The organism is Enterobacter sp. FUJ80071, from assembly GCF_038739915.1.
GTDB lineage: Bacteria > Pseudomonadota > Gammaproteobacteria > Enterobacterales > Enterobacteriaceae > Enterobacter > Enterobacter kobei.
Genome location: NZ_JBBXKH010000001.1, coordinates 1,558,640 through 1,574,747, shown reverse-complemented (window position 1 = coordinate 1,574,747; position 16,108 = coordinate 1,558,640). Strand labels below are relative to the sequence as shown.

12 protein-coding genes are annotated in these 16,108 nt (G+C 53.7%); 4 read left to right on the top strand and 8 right to left on the bottom strand.

Features of this window, described 5'->3' with window-relative positions:
- Window positions 1–103 precede the first annotated feature (103 nt).
- From ycaO to pflA, 4 genes are all read left to right on the top strand, one after another.
- Window positions 104–1,864: a 30S ribosomal protein S12 methylthiotransferase accessory factor YcaO gene (ycaO, locus tag AAER43_RS07485; protein ID WP_050861612.1), complete on the top strand. Its 1,761-nt coding sequence runs from the start codon at window positions 104–106 to the stop codon at window positions 1,862–1,864.
- Between the two features lie 406 nt (window positions 1,865–2,270).
- Window positions 2,271–3,128 carry a formate transporter FocA gene (gene focA / locus AAER43_RS07480; RefSeq protein ID WP_032637072.1) on the top strand — a complete coding sequence of 286 codons (858 nt, stop codon included), beginning with the start codon at window positions 2,271–2,273 and terminating at the stop codon, window positions 3,126–3,128.
- 51 nt (window positions 3,129–3,179) lie between these two features.
- Window positions 3,180–5,462, top strand: a complete 2,283-nt coding sequence (gene pflB / locus AAER43_RS07475; protein WP_023332542.1) for a formate C-acetyltransferase — start codon at window positions 3,180–3,182, stop codon at window positions 5,460–5,462.
- A 203-nt stretch (window positions 5,463–5,665) separates the two neighbouring features.
- Window positions 5,666–6,406 carry a pyruvate formate lyase 1-activating protein gene (pflA, locus tag AAER43_RS07470; RefSeq protein ID WP_014883212.1) on the top strand — a complete coding sequence of 247 codons (741 nt, stop codon included), beginning with the start codon at window positions 5,666–5,668 and terminating at the stop codon, window positions 6,404–6,406.
- Between the two features lie 36 nt (window positions 6,407–6,442).
- Here the strand turns inward: pflA and AAER43_RS07465 are convergent, their stop codons facing one another.
- The 8 genes from AAER43_RS07465 to lolA form a co-directional block, all read right to left on the bottom strand.
- Window positions 6,443–6,964, bottom strand: a complete 522-nt coding sequence (locus tag AAER43_RS07465) for an anti-virulence regulator CigR family protein (protein WP_050861611.1) — start codon at window positions 6,962–6,964, stop codon at window positions 6,443–6,445.
- Window positions 6,965–7,087: 123 nt separating this feature from the next.
- Window positions 7,088–8,236 (bottom strand): MFS transporter, encoded by a 1,149-nt coding sequence (locus AAER43_RS07460; RefSeq protein ID WP_047343753.1) that lies wholly within the window; start codon window positions 8,234–8,236, stop codon window positions 7,088–7,090.
- Between the two features lie 274 nt (window positions 8,237–8,510).
- Entirely contained in the window at window positions 8,511–9,374 is an 864-nt protein-coding gene (locus tag AAER43_RS07455) for a dimethyl sulfoxide reductase anchor subunit family protein (protein ID WP_014883209.1), read from the bottom strand.
- 1 nt (window position 9,375) lies between these two features.
- Window positions 9,376–9,993 (bottom strand): DMSO/selenate family reductase complex B subunit, encoded by a 618-nt coding sequence (locus AAER43_RS07450; RefSeq protein WP_057057795.1) that lies wholly within the window; start codon window positions 9,991–9,993, stop codon window positions 9,376–9,378.
- 10 nt (window positions 9,994–10,003) lie between these two features.
- Entirely contained in the window at window positions 10,004–12,448 is a 2,445-nt protein-coding gene (gene dmsA, locus AAER43_RS07445; RefSeq protein ID WP_023338208.1) for a dimethylsulfoxide reductase subunit A, read from the bottom strand.
- 212 nt (window positions 12,449–12,660) lie between these two features.
- Entirely contained in the window at window positions 12,661–13,953 is a 1,293-nt protein-coding gene (gene serS / locus AAER43_RS07440) for a serine--tRNA ligase (protein WP_023332538.1), read from the bottom strand.
- Between the two features lie 92 nt (window positions 13,954–14,045).
- Window positions 14,046–15,389, bottom strand: a complete 1,344-nt coding sequence (rarA, locus tag AAER43_RS07435; protein ID WP_023338207.1) for a replication-associated recombination protein RarA — start codon at window positions 15,387–15,389, stop codon at window positions 14,046–14,048.
- 9 nt (window positions 15,390–15,398) lie between these two features.
- Window positions 15,399–16,013 carry an outer membrane lipoprotein chaperone LolA gene (lolA, locus tag AAER43_RS07430; protein ID WP_014883204.1) on the bottom strand — a complete coding sequence of 205 codons (615 nt, stop codon included), beginning with the start codon at window positions 16,011–16,013 and terminating at the stop codon, window positions 15,399–15,401.
- Window positions 16,014–16,108 lie beyond the last annotated feature (95 nt).

The following is a 16,108-nucleotide window of genomic DNA, read 5'->3' as shown; positions in this document are numbered from 1 at the left end:
ACTGCCACTAAGCATAGCCCAGCCTTTTATTTTCGCCGAAGATAGCACCCGTCACGCAAAACCCGTATCATTGCGCGCTTTACGTACGATAAAAGTGAACGCCATGACTCAAACGTTTATCCCCGGCAAAGACGCCGCTCTGGAAGATTCCATCGCTCGCTTCCAGCAGAAACTGACCGACCTGGGTTTTAACATCGAAGAAGCCTCCTGGCTCAATCCGGTGCCCCATGTCTGGTCCGTCCATATTCGCGACAAAGAGTGTGCCCTGTGCTTTACCAACGGGAAAGGCGCGACTAAAAAAGCGGCACTGGCCTCCGCGCTGGGTGAGTATTTTGAGCGTCTGTCCACCAACTATTTCTTCGCTGACTTCTGGTTGGGCGAAACCATCGCTAACGGCCCATTCGTTCACTATCCGAACGAAAAATGGTTCCCGCTGACCGAAGACGATGAACTGCCGGAAGGTATTCTCGACGCCCGCCTGCGTGCGTTCTACGATCCAGAAAACGAACTGACCGCCAGCATGCTGATCGATCTGCAGTCTGGTAACGAAGATCGTGGTATCTGCGCCCTGCCGTTCACCCGCCAGTCTGACGAGCAGACCGTGTATATTCCGATGAACATCGTCGGCAACCTGTATGTGTCTAACGGCATGTCCGCCGGTAACACCCGCAACGAAGCGCGCGTTCAGGGCTTGTCAGAAGTGTTCGAGCGTCACATTAAAAACCGCATTATTGCCGAATCTATCAGCCTGCCTGAAATTCCGGCCGACGTGCTGGCGCGTTATCCGGGCGTGGTGGAGTCCATCGCCAAACTCGAAGCGGAAGGTTTCCCAATCTTCGCCTACGATGGCTCACTGGGCGGTAAATATCCGGTGATCTGCGTGGTGCTGTTTAACCCAGAAAACGGCACCTGCTTCGCCTCCTTCGGCGCGCACCCTGACTTCGGCGTGGCGCTGGAGCGTACCGTCACCGAACTGCTGCAGGGCCGTAGCCTGAAAGATCTCGACGTCTTCACACCGCCAACCTTTGACGATGAAGAAGTGGCGGAGCATACCAACCTCGAAACCCACTTCATCGATTCCAGCGGCCTGATCTCCTGGGATATGTTTAAGCAGGACGCAGACTATCCGTTCGTAGACTGGAGCTTTGCCGGCACCACGGAAGAAGAGTTCACCACGCTGATGGCCATCTTTAACGCCGAAGATCAGGAAGTCTACATTGCCGACTACGAACACCTGGGCGTTTACGCATGCCGCATCATTGTGCCGGGCATGTCCGACATCTACCCTGCTGAAGATCTGTGGCTGGCGAACAACAGCATGGGCGCGCACCTGCGCGAAACCCTGCTTGCTCTGCCAGGCAGCGAGTGGGAAAAAGAAGATTATCTGAACCTGATCGCCCAACTGGACGAAGAAGGTCACGATGATTTCACTCGCGTGCGTGAACTGCTGGGCCTGGCGACGGGTAAAGACAACGGCTGGTATACCCTGCGTATCGGGGAGCTGAAAGCGATGCTGGCGCTGGCTGGCGGCGATCTGGATCAGGCCCTGGCCTGGACGGAATGGACGATGGAATTCAACCAGTCGGTCTTCTCTGCCGAGCGCACCAACTATTACCGTTGCCTGCAAACCCTGCTACTGCTTTCGCAGGAAGAGGATCGCGAGCCACTGCAGTACCTGAACGCTTTCGTGCGTATGTACGGTGCTGAAGCGGTTGAAGCCGCCAGCGCGGCGCTCAGCGGTGAAGAGCCATTCTACGGTCTGCAGGCCGTGGACAGCGATCTGAAAGCCTTCCCGGCGCATCAGTCGCTGCTCAAGGCCTATGAAAAGCTGCAGAAAGCAAAAGCCGCTTACTGGTCAAAATAAGCGCATATAACATTAGCAGCAGTAGGCGTATTCAATCGTCTGGGCTATATTACGGGGCAATTTCATTGCCCCGTTTTTTATTTTTTTCGGTAATGATTGCTGATTGTAATAATAAAGTTAAACATGGGTAAATATAATAATCTTTACCCGGGCTTTATTGTTACTTTTTATGGTAAATACTCCATATTAATTAACTGTTTCGGAGGGGGCCGAACGAAATAATTCAACTCTTTTCATAACTTTTAAAATTTATTTTTATACGGATAATCAATTACTTACTCCGCAATTGCTGTAAAACCATACACACTGCGGGCCTATAAGCCAGGCGAGATATGATCTATATCAATTTCTCTTCTATAATGCTTTGTTAGTATCTCGTCGCCGACTTAATAAAGAGAGAGTTAGTGTGAAAGCTGACAACCCTTTTGATCTTTTACTCCCCGCCGCGATGGCAAAAGTTGCCGAAGAAGCGGGTGTCTATAAAGCAACGAAACACCCGATGAAGACGTTCTATCTGGCGATTACTGCTGGTGTGTTCATCTCAATCGCTTTCGTCTTCTACATCACCGCAACCACCGGTACTGCCGGAATGCCTTTCGGCATGGCCAAACTGATTGGCGGCATTTGCTTCTCACTGGGTCTGATTCTTTGCGTCATCTGTGGTGCCGACCTCTTCACCTCAACGGTGCTGATTGTCGTGGCAAAAGCCAGCGGAAGAATTACCTGGGGTCAACTGGCGCGCAACTGGCTTAACGTCTACGTTGGCAACCTGATTGGCTGTCTGCTCTTTGTTCTGTTGATGTGGCTTTCTGGCGAGTACATGACCGCCAACGGCGGCTGGGGGCTTAACGTCCTGCAAACCGCCGACCACAAAATGCACCACACATTTATCGAAGCCGTTGCTCTCGGCATCCTTGCAAACCTGATGGTCTGCCTGGCGGTCTGGATGAGCTATTCTGGTCGTAGCCTGATGGATAAAGCCATGATTATGGTTCTGCCGGTTGCGATGTTTGTTGCCAGCGGCTTTGAGCACAGTATTGCGAATATGTTCATGATCCCGATGGGGATTGTTATCCGCAACTTTGCAAGCCCGGAGTTCTGGACCGCAATTGGTTCATCCCCGGAAAGTTTCTCTCACCTGACTATTATGAATTTCATTACTGATAACCTGATCCCCGTCACTATCGGGAACATTATCGGTGGGGGTCTGTTAGTTGGGTTGACATACTGGGTCATTTACCTGCGTGGCGACGACCATCATTGATGGTTATCTCAGGCAGTAAATAAAAAATCCACTTAAGAAGGTAGGTGTTACATGTCCGAGCTTAATGAAAAGTTAGCCACAGCCTGGGAAGGTTTTGCGAAAGGTGACTGGCAGAATGAAGTCAACGTCCGTGACTTCATTCAGAAAAACTATACCCCGTATGAAGGTGACGAATCCTTCCTGGCTGGCGCAACTGACGCGACCACCAAGCTGTGGGACAGCGTAATGGAAGGCGTTAAACTGGAAAACCGCACTCACGCGCCAGTTGATTTTGACACCTCCGTTGCTTCCACCATCACTTCTCACGATGCTGGCTATATCAACAAAGCCCTTGAGAAAATCGTTGGTCTGCAGACTGAAGCACCACTGAAACGCGCAATCATCCCGTTCGGTGGTATCAAAATGGTTGAAGGTTCCTGCAAAGCGTATAACCGCGAGCTGGACCCAATGCTGAAAAAAATCTTCACCGAATACCGTAAAACCCACAACCAGGGTGTATTCGATGTTTACACCAAAGACATTCTGAACTGCCGTAAATCTGGCGTTCTGACTGGTCTGCCAGATGCGTATGGCCGTGGCCGTATCATTGGTGACTACCGTCGCGTTGCGCTGTACGGTATCGACTTCCTGATGAAAGACAAATACGCGCAGTTTGTTTCCCTGCAGTCTGACCTGGAAAACGGCGTAAACCTGGAAGCAACTATCCGTCTGCGTGAAGAGATTGCTGAACAGCACCGTGCGCTGGGTCAGATCAAAGAGATGGCGGCTAAATACGGCTGCGATATCTCTGGTCCTGCAACCAACGCCCAGGAAGCTATCCAGTGGACCTACTTCGGCTACCTGGCCGCTGTTAAGTCTCAGAATGGTGCAGCAATGTCCTTCGGCCGCGTATCCACCTTCCTGGATGCGTACATCGAACGTGACCTGAAAGCAGGTAAAATCACCGAGCAAGACGCTCAGGAAATGATTGACCACCTGGTCATGAAACTGCGTATGGTTCGCTTCCTGCGTACCCCAGAATACGATGAACTGTTCTCTGGTGACCCAATCTGGGCAACCGAATCTATCGGTGGTATGGGCGTTGACGGCCGTACGCTGGTCACCAAAAACAGCTTCCGCTTCCTGAACACCCTGTACACCATGGGTCCTTCTCCGGAGCCGAACATCACCGTTCTGTGGTCTGAAAAACTGCCTCTGAACTTCAAGAAATTCGCCGCTAAAGTGTCCATCGACACCTCTTCTCTGCAGTACGAGAACGATGACCTGATGCGTCCGGACTTCAACAACGACGATTACGCTATCGCTTGCTGCGTAAGCCCAATGGTTGTTGGTAAGCAAATGCAGTTCTTCGGTGCGCGTGCAAACCTGGCGAAAACCATGCTGTACGCCATCAACGGCGGCGTTGATGAAAAACTGAAAATGCAGGTGGGTCCTAAGTCTGAACCTATCAAAGGCGACGTGCTGAACTATGACGAAGTCATGGAGCGCATGGACCACTTCATGGACTGGCTGGCGAAGCAGTACGTGACTGCACTGAACGTTATCCACTACATGCACGACAAGTACAGCTACGAAGCCTCTCTGATGGCGCTGCACGACCGTGACGTTATCCGCACCATGGCGTGTGGTATCGCAGGTCTGTCCGTTGCTGCTGACTCCCTGTCTGCAATCAAATACGCGAAAGTTAAACCAATTCGTGACGAAGACGGCCTGGCTGTAGACTTCGAAATCGAAGGCGAGTATCCGCAGTTTGGTAACAACGACTCTCGCGTTGATGACATGGCGGTTGACCTGGTAGAACGTTTCATGAAGAAAATTCAGAAACTGACTACCTACCGTAACGCTATCCCGACTCAGTCTGTTCTGACCATCACTTCTAACGTTGTGTATGGTAAGAAAACAGGTAACACCCCAGACGGTCGTCGTGCTGGCGCGCCATTCGGACCAGGGGCTAACCCAATGCACGGTCGTGACCAGAAAGGTGCAGTAGCCTCTCTGACCTCCGTTGCTAAACTGCCGTTTGCCTACGCGAAAGATGGTATCTCTTATACCTTCTCCATCGTGCCAAACGCGCTGGGTAAAGACGACGAAGTGCGTAAAACTAACCTCGCGGGTCTGATGGATGGTTACTTCCACCACGAAGCGTCCATCGAAGGTGGTCAGCACCTGAACGTGAACGTAATGAACCGTGAAATGCTGCTCGATGCGATGGAACACCCTGAGAAATATCCTCAGCTGACCATCCGTGTATCTGGCTACGCAGTACGTTTTAACTCCCTGACTAAAGAACAGCAGCAGGACGTTATCACCCGTACTTTCACTCAGTCCATGTAAGTGGAATTGACTGAAATCACGCGTTAAAAGGCGTACAATAAAGGCTCCACGCAAGTGGGGCCTTTTTAACACCCTCGCTTCATCAGTCTCTTTTGTCCGCTATCTATACTGAATGGATAACAGCCAAAACAGACTCGACATAGCCTTTGAGCTGTGCAACTACATAGGCCCCCGGATGGGCCAAATTCGGAGATCTCACCGCAATGTCAACTATTGGTCGCATTCACTCCTTTGAATCCTGTGGCACCGTCGATGGCCCGGGTATCCGCTTTATTACCTTCTTCCAGGGCTGCCTGATGCGCTGCCTGTACTGCCACAACCGCGACACGTGGGACACTCATGGTGGGAAAGAAGTCACCGTGGAAGATCTGATGAAAGAGGTGGTGACCTATCGCCACTTTATGAACGCGTCCGGCGGCGGCGTGACCGCATCCGGCGGCGAAGCCATTCTTCAGGCTGAATTTGTCCGCGACTGGTTCCGCGCCTGCCGCAAGGAAGGCATTCACACCTGTCTCGATACCAACGGCTTCGTGCGCCGCTACGATCCGGTTATTGATGAACTGCTCGAAGTGACCGATCTGGTGATGCTCGATCTCAAACAGATGAATGATGAGATCCACCAGAATCTGGTTGGCGTTTCCAACCACCGTACGCTGGAATTTGCGAAGTATATTGCCGACAAAGGCATCAAAACCTGGATCCGCTATGTTGTTGTTCCCGGCTGGTCAGATGACGACGACTCTGCGCACCGCCTGGGGGAATTTACCCGCGACATGGGCAACGTCGAGAAAATTGAGCTTCTGCCCTATCACGAACTTGGCAAACACAAATGGGTGGCGATGGGTGAAGAGTACAAACTTGATGGCGTGAAGCCACCGAAAAAAGAGACGATGGAGCGCGTGAAAGGTATTCTTGAGCAGTATGGCCACAAGGTCATGTATTAAAGAAAAGGCCCGGTGAGAACCGGGCCTTTTTAAATTCTATTTAAAGACGCCGTTAATAACGGAAGTCACAATCGCCGTACTCAGCGCAATTAAGACCAGATCGTCACCCACCACGCGCCATTCATAACCTGGGTAGGATGGAAGCTGGCCGAGCATAGAGGCTGGCACGGTTTTCTTCGCAATACCCGGAGGAAGCGGTTTACCGCGGGCCAGGTTTTTCGCAATACCCGGAGGCAGAGACTCATAGCCCGTTAAGCCGTAATTCAGTGCCAGGTGACGGGCATGATCGAAGCTTACGCGAGCGTCAACATCATTGCCGACATCTTTGCTGCTTTTAAAGCTCTTATCTGATTTCCCTGGGTTATCCTGACCGCTATTTTGCTTATTACCATGGTTACCAGAGTTCCCGTTACCATGATTGCCGCCATTATCTTGTCCGCCACCGTTGCCGTGACCACCGCCATTCCCGTTTCCTGGATTAGCCATGACCGGAGCCGCTGCAAACGTTAAAGACAACACTACGGCAAGTGCGGTAGTGGAAAAACGACGTTTAGACATGATTGTTGCCTTTTAGTGGTAGAACTCATTTGAATTATCGCCGGGCGGGGAAAACAAACAATACGTAAAAGTCTTATATATGACAGGGACAAAAAAGCCTGTCATTGACAGGCTTTTATTTAATCAGGCGTGAGCCACCGGCGTTGGATGCTCGCCTGCTTTGCGCAGCAGCATTAAGAGATAAATAAACGACACGCTGGCGATCATGATAAACAGCAAATTGTCAGAATAATTCTGCATCAGCATCGCGGTAAATGTTGGTCCCAGCAGGCTGCCGATGGTATAGCTTAATAACAGCGCCTGGTTCATCGCCACCAGCTGGTGATGTTCAACTTTCTCACAGGCCCACGCCATCGCGACCGGATAAAGCGTGAACCCCGCTGCCCCAAGGATAAACAGCGCTGGGGCCATCGCGGCGTTGCTGAGCATAGCAAGACAGCCCATGATCACCACAAAGACCTGAACGCGCAGCACCAGCAGGCGACCGAAGCGATCGGCCAGGCGGCCAATCGGCCACTGTCCGACAATCCCCGCGCTCACCATGACCGCCATCCAGAAACCAATCCCGGCATCGCTGACGCCCTGATGGTTCAGGTAGAGCGGCATAAGACCATAGAGCGAGCCCAGAACAATCCCCGAGATAATACAGCCATTAACTCCCAGACGCGCCTGGCGCAGCCTCAGCATCGGCCAGATGTGGGTCGCTTCCTGATGCTCACTTTTCTGGTTAACGATACGCGTAAAGAGCAGCGGCAGGATCGCCGCCAGCACCATACCGGTTACCCATGGCAGCACGCTCATCAGGTCCGTTGGCAGTTTGCTGACCATCAGTTGTCCCAGCACGGTGCCCACATAGTAAACCATCATATAGGCTGCCAGCAGGCGCCCGCGGTTACGTGACGTGCCGCTGCACATCAGCGCACTTTCAACAACCACCCAAATCATCGCGCAACCGACACCGGCGATAAAGCGCCACGCCATCCAGCTCCAGAAGCCGACCATCAGGCCCAACCCGGCACACCCGGCGGCGAAAATCAGCGAAGCCAGATAATAGCTGCGATTAAAGCCAAAGCGTTTAATCAGGCTACCGGTTAATAATGTGCCCAGCAGGTTCCCGGTGAAAAAGGACGAGCTAACCATACCCACCTGCCAGGTCGGTAAGTTTTCATGGGCGAGCCACAGCGGGACGAGCGTATTCAACACTGCGATCGCCAGGGTCAGCAGAAGCAGGCCACAGAGCAACAGTAGCACTGGCCGGGTATAGGTGGTCATGGATTAAAAACCGTGAGGAAGTTCAGATTTCGTGCGCATCATGCCACTGGCAAAAGCAAAGTCAATCCACTGATTTAGCCGGCTCGCACGATATGTTCTCTGTCGATTTAAAAAACTTATCCTGCTAATGCAGTGCCTGCTATAGATATTAATTATGTCTCTGTTTTTATTTATTAATGGTAGAAATTAAAACAAAACGACAGTCGAAAAATTTCATGAATGAAAAAAGAAAAGCCGGGCGCTATGTCCCGGCTTTTTATAACAAAAAATAAGATTAGCTGGCGATGGCCATACCGACCGTCATATGCAGACCATAAAAGACGCCACGACCAATCAACTCCCCTGCCAGCACCAGCACAAAGGCCAGTGATAACAACGGCAGAGCAGGCTGGTAGCCTTTTAGCTGAGGCGCGATCCAGAATACCAACGCCGCTACCAGCAGCACGATACGCCAGGCCATCAGAGAACCGTAATCCGGCACCAGCGCAGAGGCCTGCTGAATGGAGCTATGAATGGTGGCCAGCTCAGCACCCTGCATCAGAGCAACGATTGCACTCACTACCAGCGCCAGCAGCGATACGGCTGGCAGCAAACGCATTGCCCAGCCGTCTACCCCCGCCACGCGCAAAAGCAGATAGCCGAGCAGCGGCCCGCCGATAAACATCGTCAGGAAGAAGCTCATTGGCGTCCAGACGCTGTACCAGGTAGGGACGGTATCAATGGTGTTATAGACACGCACCATCATCCATACAAATACCACGCCCAGCACCATGGTCACGATCAGCCAGAGGCTACGCAGACCTGCAGGCAATTTTTTAAGCGCTGCCAGCAACCAGCCCAGCCCGCCGATGGCGAAGAAAATCGCCCCGCTGGCAATCTCGTTACTGAGGGACGATGCCCCCACGCGGTTAAGCGAGTTAAACGCGCGCATCGGTGAGCCCAGGTGCAGCGTAGAGGCGATAAAACCAATCCCCATCAGCACCCACAGGCCAAACATGCTCAATACTAAACGCTGCTGCTGTTCAGCAGTGAGTTGACCTTTCAGCAGTGCCAGCGCGAGCACGATGAAGCCACCCGCCACGCACTGACCAAAGACCGTGAAGATCATCAGCGGCCATTCATGCCATCCACTTCCCATCTCACACCTCCTTCGGGTTTGCCAGGTAGCCGGTGGTATCACCTGTAGGACGGCTGTTGGCGTTAGGTTTAATCACAATACTTGGCTTCGTGAAGTGCGCAGACGGCAGCGGTGCTACCGCAGCAAGCTGACCATGTTTTTGACGCAGTTCTTCAATAGGGCCAAAGTCCAGCGCGCGCAGCGGACAGGACTCGACGTAGATCGGTTTTTTGCCATCCGCGACGCGAGAGTGGCAGCCGTCGCACTTGGTCATATGCCCTTTGGCGGCATTGTACTGAGGCGCGCCGTACGGGCAGGCCATATGGCAGTAGCGGCAGCCGATACAAACATCTTCATCCACGACCACGAAACCGTCTTCACGCTTGTGCATCGCCCCGCTCGGACAGACCTTCGTACAGGCCGGGTCTTCGCAGTGGTTACAGGCAATCGACAGGTAATAGGCAAACACGTTCTGATGCCAGACACCGTTATCTTCCTGCCAGTCGCCTCCGGCGTATTCGTAGATGCGACGGAAACTCACGTCTGGGGTGAGATCTTTGTAATCTTTACAGGCCAGCTCGCAGGTTTTGCACCCGGTGCAACGGCTGGAATCAATGAAAAATCCATACTGGGTTGTCATCGGTTACTCCTTAAACCTTTTCAACCTGAACAAGGTTTGTGTGAGACGGGTTGCCTTTCGCCAGCGGTGACGGACGCTGCGTGGTCAGTACGTTAATGCTGCCTGCCTGATCGATGCGGTTGGCATCAGGGCTGTACCATGCCCCTTCTCCCAGCGCCACGACGCCTGGCATCATGCGTGGCGTGACTTTGGCTTCAATGTGTACCTCACCGCGGCCGTTGAAGATGCGCACGCGATCGCCATTGTTAATGCCACGCGCTTTCGCATCCATCGGGTTGATCCACATCTCCTGGCGGCAGGCGGCTTTCAGTACGTCGACGTTACCGTAGGTGGAGTGAACGCGCGCTTTATAGTGGAAACCGGTCAACTGCAGCGGGAATTTCGCCGTGAGCGGATCGTTATAGTTTTCGAATCCTGGCGTATAGATCGGCAGCGGATCGATAACGTCCCCCTCCGGCAGCTCCCAGGTAGACGCAATTTTTGCCAGTTCTTCGGAGTAGATTTCAATTTTGCCCGACGGCGTAGTCAGCGGGTTCGCCTGCGGATCTTCGCGGAACGCTTTGTAGGCAACGTGATGCCCTTCAGGATCGCGCTGTTTGTACATGCCCTGCTTGCGGAAGGTATCGAAATCCGGCAGGTCTGGGATGGCTTTGCGGGAGAGTTCATGCAGATGGCGCATCCAGCCTTCCTGAGTACGTCCCTCGGTAAACTGCTGCTCAACGCCCAGACGCTTCGCCAGCTCGGAGGTCATCTCATAGATGGTTTTGCACTCGAAGCGCGGTTTGATCGCCTGATCGGTGAAGATCACGTAAGACATGTTGCCGCAGGAGGCATCCAGCGCGAAGTCCATCTGCTCAGACGCGGTGCAGTCCGGCAGCAGAATGTCGGCGTATTTTGCCGAGGAGGTCATGTGGCAGTCGATCACCACAATCATCTCGCACTTCTTGTCGTCCTGCAGGATTTCATGAGTGCGGTTGATTTCCGAATGCTGGTTGATAAGACAGTTACCGGCGTAGTTCCAGATCATCTTGATCGGCACGTCCAGCTTGTCCTTACCGCGCACGCCGTCGCGCAAGGCGGTCATTTCCGGGCCACGTTCAATCGCATCGGTCCACATAAACATGGAAATGCTGGTTTGCACCGGGTTGTCCAGCGTTGGCATACGTTCAAACGGGACTTCATATGAGCCTTCACGCGCACCAGTGTTACCGCCATGAATACCCACGTTGCCGGTCAGAATGGAGAGCATGGAGATTGCGCGGGTGGCAATTTCACCGTTCGCATGACGCTGCGGTCCCCACCCCTGGCTGATATAGGCCGGTTTGGCTGAGCCAATCTCACGCGCCAGTTGAACAATACGCTCGACCGGAATACCGGTGATGGTGGACGCCCACTCCGGCGTTTTCGCCACGCCGTCGCTGCCCTGACCGAGAATATACGCCTTGTAGTGGCCATTAGCTGGGGCACTGGCTGGCAGGGTTTTCTCGTCATAACCGACGCAGTATTTATCCAGGAACGGCTGATCGACGAGATTTTCAGTGATCATCACCCACGCCAGCGCGGAGACCAGCGCGGCATCGGTACCTGGGCGGATTGGGATCCACTCATCTTCGCGTCCTGCACCGGTGTCGGTATAGCGCGGATCGATAATGATCATGCGGGCATTGGATTTAGCACGCGCCTGTTCGAGGTAGTAGGTCACCCCGCCGCCGCTCATACGCGTTTCACCCGGATTGTTCCCGAACAGAACGACCAGCTTGCTGTTTTCGATATCAGACGGGCTGTTGCCGTCTGCCCAGCCACCGTAGGTGTAATTCAGTCCTGCGGCGATTTGTGCAGAGGAGTAGTCACCATAGTGGTTAAGATAACCGCCGCAGCAGTTCATCAGACGCGCCACCAGCGTTTTTCCTGGTGGCCAGGAGCGGGTTAGCGTGCCGCCCAGCGTGCCGGTACCGTAGTTCAGGTAGATGGATTCGTTGCCATACTCTTTGATCAGCCGCTGCATATTGGTGGCGATAATATCGTAGGCTTCATCCCAGCTAATGCGCTCGAACTTCCCTTCCCCACGTTTACCCACGCGCTTCATTGGGTACTTAAGACGATCCGGATTATAGACGCGACGACGCATGGAGCGGCCACGCAGACAGGCGCGAACCTGGTGTAACCCTTCGTAGTTATCGTCCCCGGTATTGTCGGTTTCGACATATTTTATTTCGCCATCCACTACGTGCATACGCAGCGGGCAACGGCTACCGCAGTTTACCGTACAGGCACTCCACACCACTTTTTCCGGGACTGAGGCCGGGGATAGTGCATCCGCCGCTGACGCCAGTCGGGTAAAAGGGAGCGTGAAAGCGCTGCTGGCTACAGCCAGGCCGCCTATTGCCGTGGTTTTCATCAAACCACGGCGAGTGACCTCGGCAGCCAGCAATTCTTCAGGCGCGTTGATTTTCATAGAGACTCACTTTGGTTGCTCACAAAGAAAAGAGAGGCGGCACAAACCGCTATGTAGTTTTATATATAACGAAATTATTCGTTATCAGCTTTTTCTGCTGACTTTCATTCGGAGGAGTATTACTACTTTAGAGGCAGGGGGTATTGCGTCGTATCAATTCACAGGCATAAAAAAAGCGCCCGAAGGCGCTTTTTTTGTTTTGAGGCACATATTTAGCCGATGTACTGCTGACCTTTCATGTATGGGCGCAGCACTTCAGGGATCTCAATACGGCCATCTGCCTGCTGATAGTTTTCCAGCACGGCAACCAGCGTACGACCCACAGCCAGACCAGAGCCGTTCAGGGTATGCACCAGACGGGTTTTCTTGTCAGATTTACTGCGGCAGCGTGCCTGCATGCGGCGCGCCTGGAAATCCCAGACGTTAGAGCAGGAGGAGATTTCACGGTAGGTGTTCTGCGCAGGTACCCACACTTCCAGGTCGAAGGTTTTGCAGGCACCAAAGCCCATATCACCGGTACACAGCGCCATACGACGATACGGCAGGCCCAGCAGCTCGAGGACTTTCTCGGCGTGACCCGTCATCTCTTCCAGCGCGTCCATGGAGTCTTCCGGACGAACAATCTGCACCATCTCGACTTTATCGAACTGGTGCATACGGATCAGACCACGGGTGTCGCGGCCATAAGATCCCGCTTCAGAACGGAAGCACGGAGAGTGTGCGGTCAGTTTGATCGGCAGTTCGTCTTCGTCGATGATCTCATCACGCACGAGGTTAGTCAGCGGCACTTCTGCGGTAGGGATCAGCGCATAGTTGCTGCTGTCTGCTTCTTCATCCAGCGGACGGGTATGGAACAGGTCGCCGGCAAATTTCGGCAGCTGACCCGTACCGTACAGCGTATCGTGGTTGACCAGATACGGGACGTAGGTTTCGCTGTAACCGTGCTGCTCGGTGTGCAGATCCAACATGAACTGGGCCAGCGCACGGTGCAGATGGGCAATCTGGCCTTTCATCACCACGAAGCGAGAACCGGTCAGCTTAACCGCGGCCGCAAAGTCCAGACCCGCGTGCATTTCGCCCAGCGTGACGTGATCGCGCACCTCGAAGTCGAACTCGCGAGGCGTACCCCAGCGTTTCACTTCAACGTTATCGTTCTCGTCTTTGCCGACAGGCACGCTGTCGTCAGGAATGTTCGGGATCGCCAGCGCAATATCGCGAATTTCGGCCTGAAGAACGTCCAGCTCGGCTTTCGCCTGATCCAGCTCTTCACCCAGTTTGTTCACTTCCAGGCGTAATGGCTCAATATCTTCCCCGCGCGCTTTCGCCTGGCCAATGGATTTCGATCGAGAATTACGCTCTGCCTGCAGATTTTCAGTTTGTACCTGCAGAACTTTACGACGCTCTTCAAGAGCGCGCAGCTTATCTACATCCAGCTTAAAGCCCCGGCGTGCCAGTTTTTCAGCGACTGCGTCTGGCTCATTACGCAGCAGATTGGGATCGAGCATGCTTATCCTGTGCTTATCGAATTAAAATAGGAAAATGTGACCACAGCCTGCGGTCACAAGGATACTATGCCAACATTACCGCAACGATCGAACTAACGGTAGCGTTTTATAGGGCTATTTTGATCCTGTCCGGCGAGCCAGGTGAGCTTTTCACCAATCTTGCCCTCAAGACCTCTGTTTGTAGGGTGATAATAGCGGGTTTGTGCCATTTCCTGCGGGAAATACTCCTCCCCGGCGGCATAGGCGTTGGGCTCGTCATGCGCATAGCGATACTCCTGCCCGTAGCCCATCTCCTTCATCAGTTTGGTTGGCGCGTTGCGCAGATGAACCGGCACATCGTAATCCGGGCGTTCACGTGCGTCCGACATCGCGGCCTTAAACGCGGTATAGACAGCATTGCTTTTCGGCGCGCAGGCCAGATAGACAATCGCCTGCGCAATCGCACGCTCGCCTTCTGCTGGGCCCACGCGGGTAAAGCAGTCCCAGGCAGAAAGGGCAACCTGCATGGCGCGCGGGTCAGCATTGCCGACATCTTCTGAGGCAATGGCCAGACAGCGGCGCGCCACGTACAGCGGATCGCCACCCGCGGTGATTATGCGTGCGTACCAGTAAAGCGCCGCATCCGGGGCGCTGCCGCGGACGGACTTATGCAACGCCGAGATCAGGTCGTAGAAACGATCGCCTTTATTATCAAAACGCGCGCTGCGCTCACCGGCAATTTCGGTCAGGAGTTCCGGCTTCAGCACCCGCTTTCCGGCATCATCCACTTCGGCCATATCGGCCATCATTTCCAGGGTGTTCAGCGCGCGGCGCGCATCGCCATTAACCAGCTCCGCAATCGCCCTGCGCGTTTCGTCAGGCAGAACGATATCCTGCCCGCCGTAGCCGCGTGCTTTGTCGTCCATCGCCTGGGTCAGAACCTTTTCGATATCCTCGGTGGTCAGGGATTTGAGCAGGTAAACGCGGGCGCGAGAGAGCAGCGCCGAATTCAGTTCAAACGAGGGGTTTTCGGTGGTCGCGCCGATGAAGAAAATTGTGCCGTCTTCAATATGCGGCAGAAAAGCATCCTGCTGGCTCTTGTTGAAGCGGTGAACTTCGTCGACAAAGAGGATGGTGCGGCGCCCGGCATTACGGTTCTGACGCGCGCGCTCGATTGCCTCGCGGATCTCCTTCACGCCGGACGTGACCGCCGAGATACGTTCTACGTCAGCGTTGGCATAGCGGGCAATCACTTCAGCGAGGGTCGTTTTACCGGTCCCGGGTGGTCCCCAGAGGATCATGGAGTGCAAATGCCCGGCCTCAATGGCCCGCGGCAAGGGTTTCCCCGCAGCCAGCAAGTGCTGCTGGCCGATGTACTGCGCTAAATTTTCTGGCCGCATACGAGCGGCCAGAGGTTGAAACGCATTATCTGAAAAATCGAGCGACAGATTGCTCACCCATGCCTCTTATTTATTGCGTTGGTCGTCCACCGTTACGCCCTGCGGCGGGGTAAAGGTGAATTTCGATGCATCCACGGCGCCGTTCTGCTGAGACTTGAGCTGGTAGCTGCTGCGCTGATCGTCCTGCTCAACCGCGCCGAACTGATTGATGGTCCCGTTGGTGCTGACGTTAATGGTGAACTGCTTCAGGTTGCCGTTGCTGCCTTTCGGCGTCAGGACAAACTCATCACCGTTCTGCTTAATATTGTACTGCTGCCAGTCGCTGGCCTGGTTGCGGGCGATCAGCATAAAGGGCGTATTGCTGGTGGCATCTTTCAACCAGGTTGCCGTGGCCTGCTCAACGAACGGGTTGAAGAACCACAGTGTTTTACCGTCAGAGACCAGGATGCTCTCATCCGGCTGAGTCATGTGCCAGTTAAACAGATTCGGGCGTTTTACCCACAAATCTCCCTGACCTTCCTGCACCGCGTTGCCGCTGCCGTCAGTCACTTTCTGCGTGAAGCTGGCGTGGAAGCTGCTCACTTTATCCAGTCGGCTTTTAAGGTCGCTGGCCGCATCAGCCCAGACGCTGCTGGCTACAAAACTGGTGAGTAATGCACAGGCAATGGCGATTTTTTTCATTGTTATTCCTTAAAATACGTCTTCCCGAAATGGGGTTTCCGTCATCTATTCTGGACCTGCCCGAAGGCAGGCGACAGAAGAAAATGCTTAATTTT

Bases quoted from the DNA above. Each gene is read 5' to 3' on its own strand.
- pflB (WP_023332542.1), top strand. From the start codon at position 3,180: ATGTCCGAGCTTAATGAAAAGTTAGCCACAGCCTGGGAAGGTTTTGCG.
- pflA (WP_014883212.1), top strand. From the start codon at position 5,666: ATGTCAACTATTGGTCGCATTCACTCCTTTGAATCCTGTGGCACCGTC.
- lolA (WP_014883204.1), bottom strand. From the start codon at position 16,013: ATGAAAAAAATCGCCATTGCCTGTGCATTACTCACCAGTTTTGTAGCC.
- AAER43_RS07460 (WP_047343753.1), bottom strand. From the start codon at position 8,236: ATGACCACCTATACCCGGCCAGTGCTACTGTTGCTCTGTGGCCTGCTT.
- dmsA (WP_023338208.1), bottom strand. From the start codon at position 12,448: ATGAAAATCAACGCGCCTGAAGAATTGCTGGCTGCCGAGGTCACTCGC.
- AAER43_RS07455 (WP_014883209.1), bottom strand. From the start codon at position 9,374: ATGGGAAGTGGATGGCATGAATGGCCGCTGATGATCTTCACGGTCTTT.
- serS (WP_023332538.1), bottom strand. From the start codon at position 13,953: ATGCTCGATCCCAATCTGCTGCGTAATGAGCCAGACGCAGTCGCTGAA.
- ycaO (WP_050861612.1), top strand. From the start codon at position 104: ATGACTCAAACGTTTATCCCCGGCAAAGACGCCGCTCTGGAAGATTCC.
- AAER43_RS07450 (WP_057057795.1), bottom strand. From the start codon at position 9,993: ATGACAACCCAGTATGGATTTTTCATTGATTCCAGCCGTTGCACCGGG.
- AAER43_RS07465 (WP_050861611.1), bottom strand. From the start codon at position 6,964: ATGTCTAAACGTCGTTTTTCCACTACCGCACTTGCCGTAGTGTTGTCT.